We start from the raw sequence: 17,541 nt of genomic DNA, 5'->3' as shown, positions 1-17,541 counted from the left end.
TGAACTCCATCGAATCTCGCAAATCCGAAGGAATCATAACCTGTTGAAATCACCCACCTCTTTTTGAGGCAGCCTCTTAGGGTGCTCCTTGCGAAGAAGTGTCGCGAAATCGGAATCCGAACACGACTTATCGGGCGCACCGATGTGTTTCGACTGAAGGACGAAATGGCCGGAGAACGGGGAGGACTTGCTCGGAAACGAATTGGCCGTGCCATGAAATTTTCCGTCGCGGCCACCATCTTTTCCCTTGGCGAAGGGCGACACACCGTCTCCGAGCCAGCGCACGCAAATACGAACGACGAGTTTCTCGAACTCGTCTTCGTTCAGCTCGTGTAAGCGGTAGTCGCGTGGCAGCATGAGCTTAGCAATGCAAACAAAAGTTGAAAAATACGATAACGGTTCTGGACTAGCCGAGGACGGACAGCTTTGCAATGCGGCTTCCGACGCATATCCTGTGTAGCTGCAGACGATCCCTCTTGGCCTCTAGCCATCCTCCTCCCTCTCGGGCTCTTCAGCTGTATCCAGTTCCCTCGCTACCCCGTTCCGACTGAGCAGCCCTGCATCCTCCAGCGCCTCAATGTCGGGCAGATCGCGCAGCGTCTGCATGCCGAAGGCCGTCAAAAAATGCTTTGTCGTTTCATAGGTATAGGGCGCGCCGGGTGTCGGGCTGCGCGGGCCGGAGGCGAGGAAATTGGCATTGCGCAGGGCGGCGATCGTGTCGCGGCTAACCTCCTTGCCGAAAATCTTCGACAGGTCGCCCCGGGTGATCGGCTGGAAATACGCGATCGCCATCAGCACCATGGCCTCGAAGTCGGACAGCGCCGGCGCCGCACTCCGCGTCGATGCCTGCGACGCCCGGATCGAGCCGGCGAAACGCGAACGCGTTCGGTGCTGACAGCCGCCGGCGACGAAGACGATCTCATAGGGGCGGTCCCGGAGTTCTTCCTGCAGGTCGTCGATCAAGAGGTCGATGCTGCAGTCCTTGCCGACGACACGCGCCAGCGTCTCGCGGCCGACCGGCTCTGCCGCGGCAAAGATCACCGCCTCGACGCGCAGCATCCATTCGCGCCAGCGCAGCTCCGGCGGCAATTCCACCAGCTCCCGATCGAAGAGATGTTCATCTCCCGCGTTCGCTTGCCCAGTGCGCCATTTGCCACGCGGTGGTTTGACTCCCTCCGGCTCAGCCATCGTCACAGTCCAAAAATCCGGAACGCGCTGCGGCCTGACAGTTCGCGCACGGCGCCAACGCCCTCCAGCCTGTCGAATAGCCGGGTTGCCGCCCAGCGCGAGAGATTGCTGCCGGGCGCGGAGGCGGCCACCGCGTCCTCATCGAGCAAGGCCTGGATGACGGCCCCGGCGCCTTTCGTGCGCACCTTTGGCGCGGCGACACGCAGCGTCTCGGCGCGCCGCGCGATCTCGCCGGCGCTGCGCAGGGCCGCGCCCGTTGCCTCGGTGAGGGCCAAGCAGACGGCTCGGGCAAAGGCCGGCTCGCCCGGGCGCACGCGGCCCCTGCCCCCAAGCGTCTTGAAGGCCGGTCCATAGCGCTCGGCCATCAGCAGCGGCACGGCACAATCCCATTTCAGCTGCGCGGCGATCAGCAGATCGGCCAGCGCCCAGGCGAGCGGCTCGGCATCCGGGCGCGCAGCATAGATGGCGCTCACCAGGTCCGCCGCGGCAAGCGGCGCGGGACGGCCGGATTGTAACGCGTCGTCAGCAAGGTCGACGGCCGCGGCCAACCGATCGTCCCAAGCCAGGCCCAACAGATCGGCAAGCTCAGCCACCGCCTTCGACGAGAAGGCGGGTTTTCGTGCGGAAAACCTTTTGGTGGCCAAAAACACCCTTCCGGCCGGGCCGGGATCGTCACCAGCGGCCGTCAACAGGACGGCATCGCGCAACGCCGACTCGTCCTCGCTGCGCCCCATCAGCCGGACGGCGACAGCGGCACATTTGAGGGCCTGACGAGACCGCCAGCAGCCGGCCCAAACGGGCGCGGTGCAGACAAGATCGTCCAGCGATTTCAATGCGATCCCGGCGGCGAAGGCAGCAGCAAGATCGTCCGGAGCGCGGCCACACGGCAGGGTCCAGCCGGGCAAGGCGGCCGGGAATACCGGCGAGGCGACGAGAGGGGTGACGGGCGAATCCATGGCCGCCATCCTATAATCGGTGCGCGGTTTATTCTATAGATTGCGACATAAACCGCACGGCTTGTCTTTCCTATATAATGATGGATAAGATTGCCTTATCGGTCATTCTATCAAATTTAAGGCAGATACGGCAAAATCGGTGTTGAAGCTTCCCTCGCAGCTGCCGATGTTAAACATCGGCTCGCCCATATAACGTTAATCGGCCGACTGGAGAAAGAAGTATTTCTCAAGCCGAGAGCCGAGTGCGGCTCATGCAAAGATCGCCGTTGCGCCAAGGACGAAGGCTATTGCGGTGCCGAGCGCGCATCCGACGACCGTCTTGCTTCTCGCCAGGGCGGCCGTGCAAAGCAGCGTATAATAGGTCAGGTTCAGGCTGGCCCAGAGGGCGATATCCACCGGAGGCCACGGCGTCGTGAAGGCCAAGGTGGCGGGCGGGATCTGGGTTAGCAGGTTGCTCGCCAGGACGCAGAAGGCGACCTCCCGTCGGTGCGCCATGATATGGGCATCAAGCGTGTCCGTCTCCGTGGCCTTCGGGAAAACCTGCGTGGCAGCAAAGTAGTAAAGCAGTGCGACGAGAGTTACGGCGAACGCTACCGGATAGCTGATTTCGGGGAGCTGACGGTATGCCCAGGCATTCATCCAGAACGTAATCAGATCGACAAGAAGAAGGATCCCGAACAAGGGCGCAACGAAACCAAGCTTGCGGGTGTGGCGTTCGTCATAGGCCCGCGAGAAGCCTGATACCACTTCGGCGACCGCAAAGCCGAGCAACAGTCCGTAGAAACCGAACATGAAACCGAAAGCGTCGCTCATTCAATGTTCCCCGGTGGCCTGGAAAAGTCGTGTTGGCGCCCTCTAAGGGCATTCTGAAACAGTTTTGCCATGCTGCTAGGCCATATGCTTGTCTTGCTACCTGACAAAGAAGCCCCTCCTCCAGGTGATCCTTGCGAGAGCAAGGCAATTCCGTTGAACTGGCCTCCGCTCGGCCACTCTAGAAGCGGGCGCGAAGCCCCATCTGGAACGACATGGTTCTCAACGAGGCACCGGCGGCATTCCTGTAGAGGGTTGCGGTTCCGCTCGCTGTTTCCGTCGAATTCAAGTCCCCCTTCCTGCGAAAAAAGTTCTCGAAATTGCCAGCGATATAGAAGGACGCCGTATCCGTGAGCTGATAATCGACTGCGACATTGAGCATCAGGACCGGCGCCACCTTCATATCACCGAAGAATCGGGTCCCGGTCAGCCAGTGATCATCCTGATCGTTGATGCCTGTCGTCAGGCCACCCTTGATACTACCCGCAAGGGTCAGACGGTCGAAGCGTGTTGAACCGTCGATTCCGACAAAGACTGTCGGGATTTCTTGTTTGTAGGAAATGGCGTTTACGTCTGCGGGAAGGTCGCCAATGTCGTTGCGCAGACCACCGTCGCTGTAGATATACGAACCGCCAAAGGCTTCCCAGCGGACCTCGGTATACTTGAAACCGCCGCCAAGGCTGACATTGGTGCTTTCATCCGCGAAGATATCCCGGCCGAATTCGAGCGTACCGCTGAAATAGTAGTCGAGACGGGTATCAGGGTGAACGGAACGATCACTCCAACCGTCCATGCTCTGGTCAATGGCAAAGCCCGGGACCCAGTCGTAATCGACCATGTGGCCGTCACCGCCAAAACCAAGGTCTACCCTCCCCTTGACGTGCCAATTTCCCTCAAGTTCAGCCCCGGTAGCTGCCGTATAGACCACCACTCCGTCCGTATCCCAGTCCAGCTGGCTGGCCTTGTCGTTCCCGAGATAGACATATTCACGCGCTTCGATCGACATGAGGCCGACCCCCCCGGACAGCCAGAAGGTTCCGTCTGTAGCGCGGGCGATCAGATCGTTGGCTCGTGCACTGGATATGCCGAACACCAGGGCAATCAAGGCGTATTGAAGTGTTTGAATTTTCATCAACGATCCCTCCGGCATGTCCGGTCTACTACTGGCGACAGACGAATTCTTTCTCAACGACTTCGTCTCACGAACCTTAAGAAGACGAAGCAGCGTTGCAGATTTGCACAGGATTTTCGGCGCCACCCTCTCGAACAGAGGCGATACTTGTCATGCTCTCAGCCTTTCATCGGCGGTATTTGCCTTGAGCGCCGCCATGACCATTGGGCCAAGACCGAACTCGCCGCGTGCCGCCTTTTTCGTCAAGTCTCGAAGATAACCCCCGGCAGAGTTGATGTGCTCTGCTCGCTCAAGGATACAGGCCATGGCGATAGCTGCATTTTCCGCCCCCATCACCTGACATGCCGCTTGATAGGCAGATGGGCTGACGCCCAGCATGGAGCGAACGACGACTGCTGCCGCCATCAGATCCCGCCAATGGGCTATCCGGCCGGTCGGGGTGTAGTCGGCCAGTTGGGGGCAGGCCTTTAGCACCAATGCCAAAGGAAACGTCCTCAACGGCTCGGCAGACCGTTGCGGTTTGCGCGCTGTGATTTCGTCCAGCTCTTTTCCAAAGCGTGGTTCAAGTTCATGAGTAGAGTCAGGATCTGAATTCTGTATGTGGCATCCATTATGGATATCATTGGCGTCTATATTTCCTACATTTAGCTGTATTTCCAACCGGTTGACGATTTCCTCGCGAAGTTTTTCCATCTTGTCGAGAACGGCTTGGATCTGTTCATGGCGAGGCGAGCGTGGAAGGCTTGCTACGAGCCCGAGGAAGATGTTCTCCATTGTGGCCCAATCGCCATCGGCCCCCTCCTCCATGGCAGCCGATATGAGCTTGCGGATGTCGCGCCGGCAAAGCGTCAGCGCCTCCCTGGTGCGCTTGAACCGGAGACGTTCTGCGGCGACCCGTTGAGCATAGGCAGCGAGCTCGGCGGTGCGCGCGAGCAGGGGCGCAAGGCTGAAACCGAACGCGGCTTCGATCTCCCCTCCTCTGCCCCTGTGGGCGTAGCGTTTGCCATTTGGGCTGTCCCGGCGCTCGATCAAGCCGGCATCAACGAGCGCGGAAAGATGCCGGCGTAGCGTCGTCCCCGCGATTCCATGGGCACGGATGGATAGCTGGGCGTTTGACGGGAACACCACCAGTCCGCTTCCCTCATTGGAGAGGGCAGAACCCGGATAGAAGCTGAGCAATGCATGGAGCACGGCTAGCGACCGGTCCTGGAGGTCGAAGATATCCTTCGCCTCGCAGACGTCCCGGAAGATTTTCCACTTGTCAGCCGTCTTGTTCGGGCTGCATTCGGCTGTCGCAAGCTGGTTTTTCACCAGGGCAAGCGTCATCGACCGCCGCCCGAACGGCGTCGTCACATGTCCACTCTGCATTTCCTTCACCTTTCTACAGGCAAAAGGAAACCGCTCGCCAAAACGGCGCCAAAAACTCTTGACTGTGATTCGTGGAAATGCGATTCTCAGGATGCTACTACTGAGGAGGGCTTCCACGACGGCAACGTTTGGGGGCCTTTTCCTTTTGTGCTGGTCTCTCCTTTTCGACCGTTTTGGTCTGGTTGCTCCTTCCGCGCCCTCTTACGAAGGGTCGGAAAATTCTCCGTATTCATGCATCAGCGCCGGCATTCGTTTGGCCAACCAATGCGCAAATGCCTTCTCCTTTTTGGGGATCGTGAGCGTCATTCCCGACGCTGCATTCTTCATCCGGCCAAAAACCCGTGCGCCAAGGGTGAAATCGATCGTTTCGTCCGCTTCCACCACATCAGGCGTCACCGGCATGCTGCTTGCAGCACGCATCGCCTGGGCAATTCGCTCTAGGTTGTCCGCCTTGCGGAACTCGGGAGCCCGAACCACCTTCCGTACGGCTTCAAGCCGTCCCGGTTCCTTCAGAAGCTCCGCAAACGCCGTCCATTTTGGACGGCCAACACCCCTTGCCCTGCCGATTGCAAGGATGACATCGTCCGGTACAACGGCTGTAACCCGGAAGAGATGGGATACAGCCGCTTCGGAAAGACCCAAGATTGGGCATATCGCTCGATGCGAGAGACCGGCGCCTTTCAGCTGGACGGCCCACATCGCCTGCTCGATCCAGGTGAGGTTCTCGCGCACGCCATTTTCGAGGGACTGTTCCTCGATCAGCTGGCGATCGGTCAGATCACGCACATAGGCCTTTATCTTGATCGTCTCCGGTCGTTCGGCATCTCCCATGATCGCTTTGATTGCCGCCCATCGACGATATCCGTAGGCCAGCTGATACTGGCCGGGCTTTGTCGGATGTGGCCGGACAAGAACCGGTATCTTCTGACCTTCGCTGGCGATCGATATCTTGAGAGCCTCAAGCGCCTGATCGGCATCCTCGTCATTGTCGAAGCGATCCTTGAACGGGGACCGCTCAACCTTGTCGGGGTCGAGCGAGATGATGCTGTCCTCGGTCAATTGGGTGAGGACCCGGCCGACATTGGAAATGACGGGCGACGAATGTCGGCGGGATGGCAACATCTTCTCCTGCGCGTCCGACGCCGGTACCGCATCTCCGCGGTTTTCGGCATCGGTCATTCGTTGAAGAATGCTCTTCTTCATGCGCTACGCCCCCATACCTTTTGGACCAGACCGAGGATTTCGAAGTTCACGCGGTCAGCGCTCTCGATGGCGCGCTTGAGCGCCTCGCGACCCACCTCCCCCGCCTCGAGTTCGTACAGTGTTTTCTTGGCAACTGCCGCGCCGGCGATTGCGGTCGATTCCAATGCTTCGGCGACAAGCACATCGTCCCCGAACAGCCTGCGCATCACGCCGGACATGTATTTCTGTGGCCCGTCGTTGGGGTTCACACGGGTCAGCAGGAAGCGGAAGAAGTCATGCTCGAACCGTGCACCGAACTGCCCGAGAACTTCGGAGAGATCGGAGATCATGATGAGGAACTGGTTGCAGGACGCCACATCGAGCATGGCAGGATGAACGGTGATGATCAGTGAGGTGGCTGCATAGAGGGCCGCAAGCGTTGAATAGCCCAATGATGGCGGCGTATCGAGAATGACGATGTCGTAGCGATTTTCGACATGCGAGAGGGCATTGCTCATGCGCTCGAAAAAGAGGCCAAGATCATCACGGTTCCGCGAGGTTAGGTAGGACGGTGTGTCAAACTCAAAATCCATGAGCTCGAGGTTGCCCGGGACGAGATCGACACCCGGGAAATAGGTCGGGCGGATGACATCGGCCAGCGAACGGCGCTCGTTGTCATATCGAATGGCGGCGTAGGCCGTTTCGTTTTCACCCAGATCAAATTCGGGCTGGATACCGAAGAGTGCGGTCATCGATGCCTGGGGGTCCAGATCGATGCATAGGACCCGATAGCCCTGAAGACCCAGGAAGTGCGCCAAGTGGATCGACGTGGTGGTCTTCGAGCTGCCGCCCTTGAAATTCGCAGTGGCGATGACTTGCAGCTTTTCCCCGTTGCGCCGCTGGGGAAGAAGTTCCTCGGCCTCATCCGGACGAAGTGCGGCGAGAAACGTGCGGAGCTCCTTCACCTGTTCCACGGTGTAGGTCCGCCTGTTGTTTTCGGCTCTTTCCGGCTGGGGCCCCTTTCCTTCGATCGTCAGCTGTCGGAGAGTGCTCTCCGGAACTTTGAGAAGGCGAGCGAGGTCGGTGGTTGAGAATGTCCGCGCGAAGGTCTTTCTTGCCGTTGGAAAATAGGCGGTCTCGCGCATATCATGCAGTTCGGCCGAAAGCTTTGCTGTATAGCCCTCGATCTTCGATGCGGTATCTCTGACGTTGTGAGAAGCCGAGTGAAGCATTCAATCCTCTTGACGGTTGTGGGCGCTGTGCGGACCCATTTCCGTCACGATAGGCAGAGACTTGCCGATTCTACAAGGCGTTTTTCCTTAACGAGACGTTAGTGTTCCGGTTCGGAGCTCAAGCTTTACAGTTGTAAAGTCCGCCGTGCCGGGCAGAGGACTTTACAATTGTAAAGTTCCAATTTGCCTGATCGCCGCCGGCGTCGGGAATGTGAAGGCTGCGAGGGAGAAGTGATGCGTGGGGTATATCATCGACCGTGTCAGTGCGGGTGGTCGGTTGGTGGCGGTTTATTGGCCGTTCGAGTGCTGCTGTCGGTCGCTAGAGGAGTACCGCGCAGAGCGTGCGGGAAGGGATGCCCGCTCCGTCGCCTGACCCGGATTGATGGAGTGCGATCCGAGTGGGTGCGCTGGCTATAGGGGCCAGGCAACCGTAGTTCAACGCGTTCTGTCGCGCCTCCGCCAGGGGTGGTAGCCTAGGTGGAGCCCTGCGGGAGGTCGCGCCCCACGAATATGCGGGGCATTTCCTTCAGTCGATAGCGCGCCCGATGCGTGCGGCGACGCGCCATGGAATGGATCCGGCGCTTGGCGGCAGGAGATGTGGTCCTTGCACATTCAAACGCGCCGACCAGCCGCCTCGAGATCATTCCCCGAGGGCGGTCCGGTGGAGTTAGGCTATGGCGCATTTGAGAATGCCGGCGATCGTCGGCTCCAAGAGCCGGCTTGTGGCCCAGTTTTTCGCGGACTACTGCGCCGCCAGCGTCTCAAAGGCGACCTTCATTCGTTCGCCGGCCTTCGCGGGAAGCTTGACCGATTTTGCGGTGTCGAGATTGGCGGATCCGTCGCCCACGCGAATGAGGGCGACCATGCCCATGCTGTAGTGAGGCGAGCACTTGATGCCGTAGTAGCCGGGCTCGGCGACCGTCAGTACATACTCTTCGTTGACTTTGCTCCTGAAGGGTTTGACGCCTTCGGGAAGCATGCCTTTGATACCTTCGACATTGTGGCTCTTGTCGGAGGGGATGAAGCGAACCGTGTCGCCTGGCTCTGCAGCGATGGCGGCGGGCTCGAAAACCATGGCGCCACTCTCGCCCTTGTTCAGCATCTTGACTGCATGCTCTGCGGCTTGGGCTGCGCCGCCTGCAAGAACCATCAGGGCCGTCATGGCCAAAAGTCTCGTCATTACATCCTCCTCCAGATCGGATGGAGGGATGTCCCATGGTGTGGGTAGTGTCGCAATGCGACCTTGGTGCCGGATCAGCCGGCAAGCACGAAGGCTTCCAGCGCATCGGCAGCAATCGGCTTGTACATGATCTCGATGCCGGCAGCTTCTGCTGCCAGCCGCGTTTGCGGCTTGCGATCGGCCGTCAGGATGCGGGTAGGGCGCGCACCATGTTGGGCGTGCAAAGCCTCTACCGTCTCGATGCCGGTAAGCGCGCCATCGAGTTGCTGGTCGATGAGGTAGAGGTCGGGCACGATGCCGATTTCGTCGAGCAGCGAAAGCGCCTCCTCGCCACTGGCCGCCTCCAGCACGCTGACCCCGCGCCGTTCCAGGAGCAGGGCAATGGCCCTGCGCAAACCCACATCGTTTTCGACGAGAAGTGCGATCCGGTCGCTGTTGTCGCCGGGTTCTTCCGGTATGACAGGCGTTGCTTCGCGGTAGATGGGGTTAGCCCGGGATGCCATGCGGGCGAGGTCGACGGAAAAACAGGTGCCGCGACCGGGTGTGGAGCGCAGATCAAGGCGGTGGCCGAGAAGAGCGCAAGCCCTCTCCACGATGGCGAGGCCAAGCCCCATGCCTTCGGAGGCTGAGGCTGATCCCTGAACCCTGTGGAATTCACGAAAGATCGCCTGCTGCTGGTCCGCCGCGATGCCCGGTCCCGTATCGTGGACCTCGACACGCACATGACCGTTCACACGACGCGGGCCAACGAGGATGCGGCCGCTCGCGGTGTACCGTATCGCATTGCTGATCAGATTCTGCAGGATGCGGCGTAGATACGTCGGGTCGCTCGAAACCGTAAGACCACAAGGCAGGATATCGAGCCTCAGTCCCTTGCGGGCCGCGATCGGGGCGAATTCATCTGTAAGCTGCCGGAGGAGCAGGGAGAGGGGAACCGGCCCTATATCGACCGCCGTCCCGCCAGCCTCCAGCCGGGAGATATCGAGCAGGGCGCCCAGAATACCCTCTACGCTGACGAGGGCGTTGTGCGCTTTTTCGAGTGTCCCACGCATCGGGGTCGCTTCCGCGTCATCCCTTGCGGCGGCAACGAAAAGCTTCGCGGCGGAAAGCGGCTGCAGGAGGTCATGGCTTGCCGCGGCGACGAAGCGCACGCGGGCTGAGTTGGCACGCTCGGCTTCGGCAAGGGCGGCCGCAAGGTCGCCGGTGCGCGCTGCCACGCGCGCTTCCAACGAGTTGTTGGCGCGGATCATGGCGTGGATGGCGAGCCGCTCGCGCGTGACATCGGCAAAGGACATGACAAAGCCGCGCCCTGGCACTTCCTGCGCGAAGACATCGAGGATGATGCCGGAGGCATGAGTGATCTCAAAGGATAGAGGCCCGCGCGGTAGCCGGCCATCGATCCACTGACGCAAGGTGTCACCGGAAAAACCATCGCCAAGGGTGATGGCGTCGCCGATGTAGTCTGCCAGCAGCTCGAAGGGTATTCCTCGGCGTAGGAGGCGTGGCGGAATGTCGAACAGCTGCGCGACCCGGCTGTTCCATCCCACCAGTCGGCGGTTGGCGTCGAAAATGCCGACACCCTGATTTATGTGCTCCAGCGTGGCCCGGATCATACGGGCCTGGTCATCGAGCAGCTTGCCACGTTCGGAGCGCTCCATGCGGATCAGGTCAGTAATGTCGGTCTGGAGAATGACAGTGCCGCCATCGGCTGTTCGTTGCTCGCTGACCTGAAGCCAACGGTCACCACTAAGCCCGACATTGAAGACCTGCCGTGCCCGGTGCAGGCGCATGCGCTCGGCTACCCAGGATTTGGGCGTCACGCCGCGGGGGAGGGCGAGGTATGTGGAGCGGCTGGCGGTTTCCACATAGTCGGCAAAGGTAATGCCGGGGGCAAGTTTCTCGTGAATGTCCACGAGGTCTCGACAGAAGCGGGAATTGCAGAGCACGAGCACTTCAGCCGGATCGAAGAGCGCAAACCCTTCCTCGATGGCCTCGATCGCCTGGGACAGGTCACGGCGCGCGCGCTCCGTGGCGCTGTTGGCCTCGTTGAGCAGTTTCAGCGTCGCTTCGAGATCCCGCGTACGTTGACGAACCCTTTCTTCGAGCATGGCCGCACGCCGGAACTGCTCGAAGGCGGCGCCACGGTCGCCGGTATTCTGCTCGACATGACGCATCAGCGCGTCAGCGATGATGAGCATTTTCTCGAGGTTGCGGCTATCGCCATCGGCCGGATCAAACAGGCCGTCGGAAATCCGGGTGCTCATGGGCCGCCTTCCGAAACGACGGTACCGGGTGGGTAGAAGGCGAAGCCGGTCATCGTATGGTTGATGTGCATGGGGCCGATCTGCTCACCATAGGTGGAAAAGCCGATGACGCCGTGCTGGCGCAGAAGTTCGGAGACAGGACCTGTCATCTGCCGCTCCTGTGCCTCGATGCGCCGCAGAATGCAGTCGAAGGCGAGAACTGCGACGGGATCGGCCGGATCCTTCAACGCCTGCAGCTCTGTTGAAAGATGCCCTACCAGATCGTGCGGCTCGGCGATGGTAAGCACCATGCCCTCGTCGATCGCTGAGAAGAACAGCAGCTCGCCGGATGGCAGTACCCGCTGAATGGCGCGGACGTGGTGACGGTCTCCCATCCGCACGGTCAGCGGATGAATGGCAAAGGTGAGGGTGTTGACGCTCTCCGGCTCCATGCCGATCAGGCGGGCATATTCCCGTACCGCCGGCTCGCCATTGATACACCGCACGATGCGGGCTGCGGGATTTGCCTCGGTTACGACCATCCGTCGCTCCGTCGGCTTGATGTGATCCATCTTGAACGGGCGCAACGGACAGTCGCCACGGATCACCGAGATGACCGCAGCATTGGGGAGAAGCCGCTCGCCCTCAAAGACGAGCGTTTCCCGGAAATGGACGCCGTCTCCCGCCGAACCGCCGATCAAAGGCATCGCACCCGTAGCGGCGGCGAGTGCGGAGGCAAGTTCGTCTTCGCGCGCTGAAAGCCCGTCGACGAGGAGGAGGGCGAACTCTTGTGCCAAATGGCCGTGATCGCGGGCAAGGGTCTGGCGGATGTGTAGCAGAGTATCGGACAGCGTGTCGGCGGCAAGCGTGGAGAGGTTCTGGATCAAAAATGTTTCGGCAGCGAAATGATTTGCGCGAAACCCGACTGCGACAATGCTCTCCTCCTCATAGCCCGCCCCGGAAATTTCTCCGGCCGTGGTGCAGCCGGCGATCCTGGCACCCGGCCAAGCTCTGGCGCTCTCCGAAACGACGGCCGCGACATCCGCTTCGGGTGAAACAAAGAGCAGGACAAGCGCAAACGGGCCGGGGCCAAGACCCGCAGCCAGGCGCGCAACCGGACAGCTCTCATGCGCCGATACGAGCGCACGGGTAACGAAGTGTTCATCCACGGGCGATGGCCTCCTCCGCCGTTCCCCCGTCTCTATCTTAAGCATCCGCCGCGGGGCCGCGCCAGCGGGGAATGAAGCCGTTAGCCGATGGTCTTAGTATCCGCCAGAAAATCCCGACGAATTGGCCGATCGACACGTTCACGCACCGCCATGCCGGAAGTCCCGCACTGGCCTTCCAAAACCACCTTCAGGTGTCAGTAACCATGATTGCAAAGCTTGCTTCCTGCGCGAACAGCACCGCCTGCATGCGTGTCTGCACACCGAGCTTGCGCATGATGGCGGTGACATGCGCTTTCACCGTCGTCTCGGCGATGGAAAGCTCGTAGGCGATCTGCTTGTTCATGCGGCCAGCACAGACAAGCTGCAGGATGCGGGCCTGCTGGCGCGTCAGCAATGCAAGCCGCTTGACCGCCTCTTCCGAGGGGCTCGGTACGGATCCTTCCAGTGCCAGCCGGCTTGCGTGGATCTCCCCGCGTGCGATGACGGCGAAGGCTTCGCGGAATTCTTCGCGCGAAGCATGTTTTGGCACGAAGGCATTGATGCCGGCCTTCAGGGCCGCCCGCACGATACGAACCTCATCGAGCGACGAGACGACGACGATCGGCGTCTCCGGCGCTGCCTGGCGCAGGCGCACCACGCCATCGAGGCCGTTGACGTCGGGCAGGTTGAGATCGAGCACGACAACGTCTGGCGACGGCCCGCTGGCAAGCCGCGTCAGCGCCGCTTCCAGCGTGCCGACGGCTTCGACATCCGGAATGCCCACCGGTCCCGTCAGCGTCATCGACAATGCATCGCAGAACAACGGATGATCGTCGACAATCAGCGCCGACCGCAGCATGCGAAGAGGTTTTTCCGGCACTAGAACTGGTATCATGCGAAATTCCCGATAGGGCTGGCGGTAGCTTAGCATCAAATTCGTCCGTCTTCATCGGCCTTTCGGCCAGCGCCAAAGCAACAAAGCCGGGCGTTACCGCCCGGCTCTTCATCTCAGTCCAGCGAGGCCAGTTGTTTTGGCAGGCGGAAGGTCCAGACTGTGCCGCCCTGATTGAGGTAGTTGACCTTCTTCGCGACCTCTCCGCCCCACAGCGGAACGGCGCCGCCCCAACCCGAAATCACGGACACATACTGCTCGCCGTCCTGCTCCCAGGTCACTGGTTGGCCGACGATGCCCGAGCCCGTCTGGAATTTCCACAATTCCTCGCCGGTCTCGTTGTTGAGCGCGACGAAGTCGCCTTCCGGAGTACCGAAGAACACGAGGCCGCCGGCCGTTGCCATCGCGCCACCCCATAGCGGAGCACTGTTCTTGTATTCCCACTTGATTTCGCCGGTGCTCGGGTCGATTGCCTTGAGGCTGCCGATATGGTCCTCGAAGAGCGGTTTGATGGTAAAACCGGCACCGAGGTAAGCCGCGCCCTTCTTGTAGCTGATGGGCTCATTCCAGATGTCCATGCCCCATTCGTTGGAAGGCACGTAGAACAGGCCCGTCTTCGGACTATAGGCCATTGGCATCCAGTTCTTGCCGCCGAGGAACGAGGGCACGGCAAAGACCTGCTGGCCTTTCGCGCCGTCAGCGGCCGCGGCCGCATCGCCCGGACGGTTGTCCTCGTTGTAGATCGGCCTGCCGGTCTCATCGATACCCTTGGCCCAAGTGATGTTCTTCACGAAGGGATGGGCGGCGACGAATTTCCCGTCCTCGCGGTTCAGCACGTAGAAGAAGCCGTTACGGTCTGCAGTGGCGAAGCGCTTGTTCCCGTCCTTGTCGACGAAAGGAACGACCTCGTTCACGCCGTCGAAATCCCAGCCTTCGCGGGGTGTCGTCTGGAAGTGCCACTTGATCTCGCCGTTTTCGGGGTCGATACCGAGGCGCGAGGCGGCATAAAGGTTGTCGCCCTTGTTGCCTTCCACAGGCTTGCCAGCATTGCGCAGATGGCTGTTCCACGGAGCCGGATTGCCTGCGCCGAAGATCAATGTCTTGGTGTCCTCGTCATAGGAACCGCCAAGCCAGGTCGCTCCCCCGCCCGTCTTCCACAGGTCGCCCGGCCAGGTCGCGTTGAGCGTCCCGGTCATCGTGCTTTCCTTGCCCTTGAAGGTTCCCATATGCCCTTCGATGACGGGACGGGTCCAGACGAGCTCGCCGGTCTCGGCATTGCGTGCCTGCACCTCGCCGACGACGCCGAACTCGCCGCCCGAATTGCCCGTCACGACGAGGCCGTTCACGATCAGCGGGGCGGCGGTGTAGCTGTAGCCTTCCTTGTAGTCTGCAATCTTCTTGTTCCAGACCACGTCGCCTGTCTTGCGGTTCAGCGCGACGATGCGCGCGTCGAGCGTGCCGAAATAGATGTTGTCACCGAAGATCGCCGCGCCACGGTTGACCACGTCGCAGCAGGGGAGGATACCCTCGGGCAAGCGCGCGTCATACTGCCAGACTTCCTTGCCTGTCTTGATGTCGATGGCATAGAGTCGGCTGTAGGAGCCGGTAATGTACATCATGCCGTCATAGATGATCGGCTGGCTTTCCTGGCCGCGTTGCTTTTCACCGCCAAGCGAGAAGGCCCAGGCCGGCACGAGATTCTTGACGTTCTTGGTGTTCAGCGTCTCCATCGGCGAAAACCGTTGCAGGCCGCGGCCCATGCCGTTGGTCAAGACGTCGCCGACGGTTTCGGCGTCCTTGGCAAGATCGTCCTCGGTCACGCCGGCATAAGCGGCGCTCGAACAGGCGATGGCCGCAATCGCGGCCAATACGAGTTTCCTCATGGCATCCTCCCACTCCATGCCCGCAGCAGGACGCGGGCTCCACGAGGGGGATCATCGGTGCTGTTCGGGAAGGGTTGAATTGGACCTTGGTCGTAAAATGCCCGTTGCGGCGGGTTTCCGGCCTCTTCGCCCCCCGTCAATAGGTCGTATATCGAGCGATAGGGTGGGGGGGTAGCATCTCGGGATCAAGGGGAGGAGAGCCCATGACGATCCTGAAATCGGTTGCTGGCGCGGTTGCGGCCGCGCTCCTGTCATTTACGCCGGCACTCGCCGAGACGCCCGTCGTGCGCGCCGCGCTGCAGCTTTCGGGCACGGTGAACTGGGAAGCCGACACAATCCGTCACTACGGCTTCGACAAGACAAATGGCTTTGCCCTCGATGTGAGTGATGTTGCCGGTGCGCCGGCGGCGCAAATCGCGCTCGTTGCCGGCGAAGTGGACATGATCGTTTCCGACTGGCTCTGGGTGGCGCGCGAGCGCGCTGCCGGTCGCGATCTTGTCTTCATCCCCTATTCGCGCGCCGTCGGCGCCCTTATGGTCGCGGCCGACAGTCCGGCCAAAACGCTTGCGGATCTCAAAGGCCAGAAGATCGGTGTTGCGGGAAGCCCCATCGACAAGAGCTGGCTGATCCTGCGCGCCTATGCGCAGAAAGTGGAGGGCTTCGATATTTCCGGGACGACCGAGCAGATCTTTGGCGCTCCACCACTCGTCTACAAGGCAGCGCTCGACGGCGAAGTACAGGGTGCGCTGAATTTCTGGAATTTCGGCGCCCGCATGCAGGCGGCGGGCATGCGTCCGCTGATGACCGTCGATAAGGCAGCCGAGGCGCTCGGCCTCGACCCGCAAACACCGCTTGTGGGCTATGTGGTACGCGGTGAACTGTTGAAGGCCAATCCGGGTCTTGGTGGAGCGATCGCCGCGGCCTCACATGCCGCCAAGACAAAGCTGGCGTCCGATCCGGCTGCCTGGGCGCGTATCCGCCCGATGATGAAGGCGGCGAACGATGCCGAATTCGAGGCGCTGAAGGCGGGCTTCCTTGCTGGTTCGCCGAAGGCGGGTGCCGTTGACGAAAAGGCTGCCGCCCGCATGCTTGCCCTCATGACCGAGCTCGGCGGCGCCGACCTCGTGGGCGACCTGAAAGAACTGCCCGATGGCGTTTTCCATCATCCCGGCAGCTGAGCCGGTCCTGCGGCTCGATCTGGAGAAAGGCGGGCCGGGCCGTGTGCTTGGCCCGATGGCGCTTTCGCTCGTGCCGGGTGAAACCGTCGCGCTGACCGGCCCCTCAGGCGCCGGCAAGACGTCGCTGCTGCGCATCGTTGCCGGGCTCGACAGGCGTTTCGAAGGACGACTGGAAGCAACGGAACGCGTCGCGATGGTCTTCCAGGAGCCGGTTCTCCTGCCCTGGCGCACGGCTCTGCAGAACCTCACCATCGTCGCGCGTGTCAGCGAAATCGAGGCACGACACTGGATGGAGGAGGTTGGGCTAGCAGGGCTTGGCGGGCGCTTTCCGGGCATGCTTTCACTGGGCCAGCAGCGGCGCCTCTCGCTGGCACGCGCCTTCGCTTCCAGACCGGATCTCCTGCTGATGGATGAGCCGTTCGTCAGCCTCGACCCGGTGCTGGCCGATGAAATGATGAGCCTGTTCGAGCGACTGATTACCGCGCGGCCCTGTGCGACGCTGCTCGTCACCCATGTCCGGGCCGAGGCTCAGCGGCTTGCCGGCCGCATCCTTCGCCTGGAGGGCCGGCCGGCACGGCTTGTCGAGGAGGATCAGAAAGCCGGGGCGTATTTCCAGTTGTCGGCGTCGGGCGTCACGACGTCGAGGTCATAGCCGGCCCCCTTGAGGCGCCTTGCTGACGGAAGGCCGCTGTCGGCCGCCTCGTCGATGTAGCGGCGGCCGAGTGCCTTGTTTTCCACGACGCCGCGCCCGCGCATCAGGTCGAGTCCATAGTTGAATTTGCCGACAGGATCGCCGGCTTCGGCTGCACGGCGGTCCCATTCGGCAGCGGCATCGGGGTTTTCAGGACCGCCGAGGCCATTGTCATCGAGCTGCGACATCCAGGTCATTGCTCCAGTCCAGCCGGCCTCGGCACAGCGCTCGAAGAGTTCGCGCGCCATCTCATGCCGGCCGGACTTGGTGATGTAATAGCCGGTCGCGCAGATTGTCATGCTGGTGCGCCCCTCGGCGATATCCTTCATGACGCGGTTCAGCGTCAGCTCCTCCGGATTGAGCGTGCCGCCGGCGCCGGCATCCGCCTGCGACAGGGTTGTGTTGGCAGAAAGGAACAACAGGCTCGCGGTAACGATGACAAGACGCATGGTGGGTCT

General features: G+C 61.1%; 16 protein-coding genes. 2 read left to right on the top strand and 14 right to left on the bottom strand.

Annotation, left to right across the window (positions count from 1 at the left end; translation table 11 throughout):
- Positions 1-33: 33 nt before the first annotated feature.
- From AKG11_RS34695 to AKG11_RS25415, 13 genes are all read right to left on the bottom strand, one after another.
- Positions 34-357 (bottom strand): hypothetical protein, encoded by a 324-nt coding sequence (locus tag AKG11_RS34695; protein ID WP_156334136.1) that lies wholly within the window; start codon positions 355-357, stop codon positions 34-36.
- A 126-nt stretch (positions 358-483) separates the two neighbouring features.
- Positions 484-1,188 carry an SMC-Scp complex subunit ScpB gene (locus AKG11_RS25470; RefSeq protein ID WP_050745947.1) on the bottom strand — a complete coding sequence of 235 codons (705 nt, stop codon included), beginning with the start codon at positions 1,186-1,188 and terminating at the stop codon, positions 484-486.
- 2 nt (positions 1,189-1,190) lie between these two features.
- Entirely contained in the window at positions 1,191-2,144 is a 954-nt protein-coding gene (locus AKG11_RS25465) for a DUF1403 family protein (protein WP_050745946.1), read from the bottom strand.
- Positions 2,145-2,393: 249 nt separating this feature from the next.
- Positions 2,394-2,957: a hypothetical protein gene (locus AKG11_RS25460; RefSeq protein ID WP_024270710.1), complete on the bottom strand. Its 564-nt coding sequence runs from the start codon at positions 2,955-2,957 to the stop codon at positions 2,394-2,396.
- Positions 2,958-3,135: 178 nt separating this feature from the next.
- On the bottom strand, positions 3,136-4,086 hold the full coding sequence (locus tag AKG11_RS25455) for an omptin family outer membrane protease (RefSeq protein WP_157255830.1): 951 nt from the start codon (positions 4,084-4,086) through the stop codon (positions 3,136-3,138).
- A gap of 150 nt (positions 4,087-4,236) precedes the next feature.
- A complete protein-coding gene (gene repC / locus AKG11_RS25450) occupies positions 4,237-5,454 on the bottom strand; it encodes a plasmid replication protein RepC (RefSeq protein WP_050745944.1) in 1,218 nt (405 codons plus the stop codon).
- Between the two features lie 201 nt (positions 5,455-5,655).
- Positions 5,656-6,657: a plasmid partitioning protein RepB gene (gene repB, locus AKG11_RS25445; RefSeq protein ID WP_050745943.1), complete on the bottom strand. Its 1,002-nt coding sequence runs from the start codon at positions 6,655-6,657 to the stop codon at positions 5,656-5,658.
- The gene (gene repA, locus AKG11_RS25440) at positions 6,654-7,868 is read right to left on the bottom strand and encodes a plasmid partitioning protein RepA (protein ID WP_050745942.1); all 1,215 of its coding nucleotides are present in this window, start codon (positions 7,866-7,868) and stop codon (positions 6,654-6,656) included. Before repA ends, repB begins: the two co-directional genes overlap by 4 nt.
- Positions 7,869-8,610: 742 nt before the next feature.
- Positions 8,611-9,048, bottom strand: coding sequence for a pseudoazurin (locus AKG11_RS25435; protein WP_024270714.1), 438 nt, complete (start codon positions 9,046-9,048; stop codon positions 8,611-8,613).
- Positions 9,049-9,122: 74 nt separating this feature from the next.
- Positions 9,123-11,312, bottom strand: coding sequence for a hybrid sensor histidine kinase/response regulator (locus tag AKG11_RS25430; protein WP_088016512.1), 2,190 nt, complete (start codon positions 11,310-11,312; stop codon positions 9,123-9,125).
- Positions 11,309-12,460: an FIST N-terminal domain-containing protein gene (locus AKG11_RS25425; RefSeq protein ID WP_197284019.1), complete on the bottom strand. Its 1,152-nt coding sequence runs from the start codon at positions 12,458-12,460 to the stop codon at positions 11,309-11,311. The genes AKG11_RS25430 and AKG11_RS25425 overlap by 4 nt, the downstream gene beginning before the upstream one ends.
- Before the next feature lie 187 nt (positions 12,461-12,647).
- Entirely contained in the window at positions 12,648-13,334 is a 687-nt protein-coding gene (locus AKG11_RS25420) for a response regulator (RefSeq protein ID WP_037407719.1), read from the bottom strand.
- 113 nt (positions 13,335-13,447) lie between these two features.
- Positions 13,448-15,214, bottom strand: coding sequence for a PQQ-dependent methanol/ethanol family dehydrogenase (locus tag AKG11_RS25415; RefSeq protein WP_024270716.1), 1,767 nt, complete (start codon positions 15,212-15,214; stop codon positions 13,448-13,450).
- A 203-nt stretch (positions 15,215-15,417) separates the two neighbouring features.
- On the opposite strand from AKG11_RS25415, the gene AKG11_RS25410 reads away from it, so the two are divergent.
- Positions 15,418-16,392 carry an ABC transporter substrate-binding protein gene (locus tag AKG11_RS25410; RefSeq protein WP_050745940.1) on the top strand — a complete coding sequence of 325 codons (975 nt, stop codon included), beginning with the start codon at positions 15,418-15,420 and terminating at the stop codon, positions 16,390-16,392.
- The gene (locus tag AKG11_RS25405) at positions 16,364-17,044 is read left to right on the top strand and encodes an ABC transporter ATP-binding protein (RefSeq protein ID WP_050745939.1); all 681 of its coding nucleotides are present in this window, start codon (positions 16,364-16,366) and stop codon (positions 17,042-17,044) included. Before AKG11_RS25410 ends, AKG11_RS25405 begins: the two co-directional genes overlap by 29 nt.
- Here the strand turns inward: AKG11_RS25405 and AKG11_RS25400 are convergent.
- The gene (locus AKG11_RS25400; protein WP_050745938.1) at positions 16,984-17,532 is read right to left on the bottom strand and encodes a tetratricopeptide repeat protein; all 549 of its coding nucleotides are present in this window, start codon (positions 17,530-17,532) and stop codon (positions 16,984-16,986) included. The genes AKG11_RS25405 and AKG11_RS25400 overlap by 61 nt on opposite strands.
- Positions 17,533-17,541: the final 9 nt, after the last annotated feature.

It is taken from the genome of Shinella sp. SUS2 (genome assembly GCF_001262505.1).
GTDB lineage: Bacteria > Pseudomonadota > Alphaproteobacteria > Rhizobiales > Rhizobiaceae > Shinella.
This window is presented reverse-complemented; position numbering and strand designations above follow the sequence as displayed.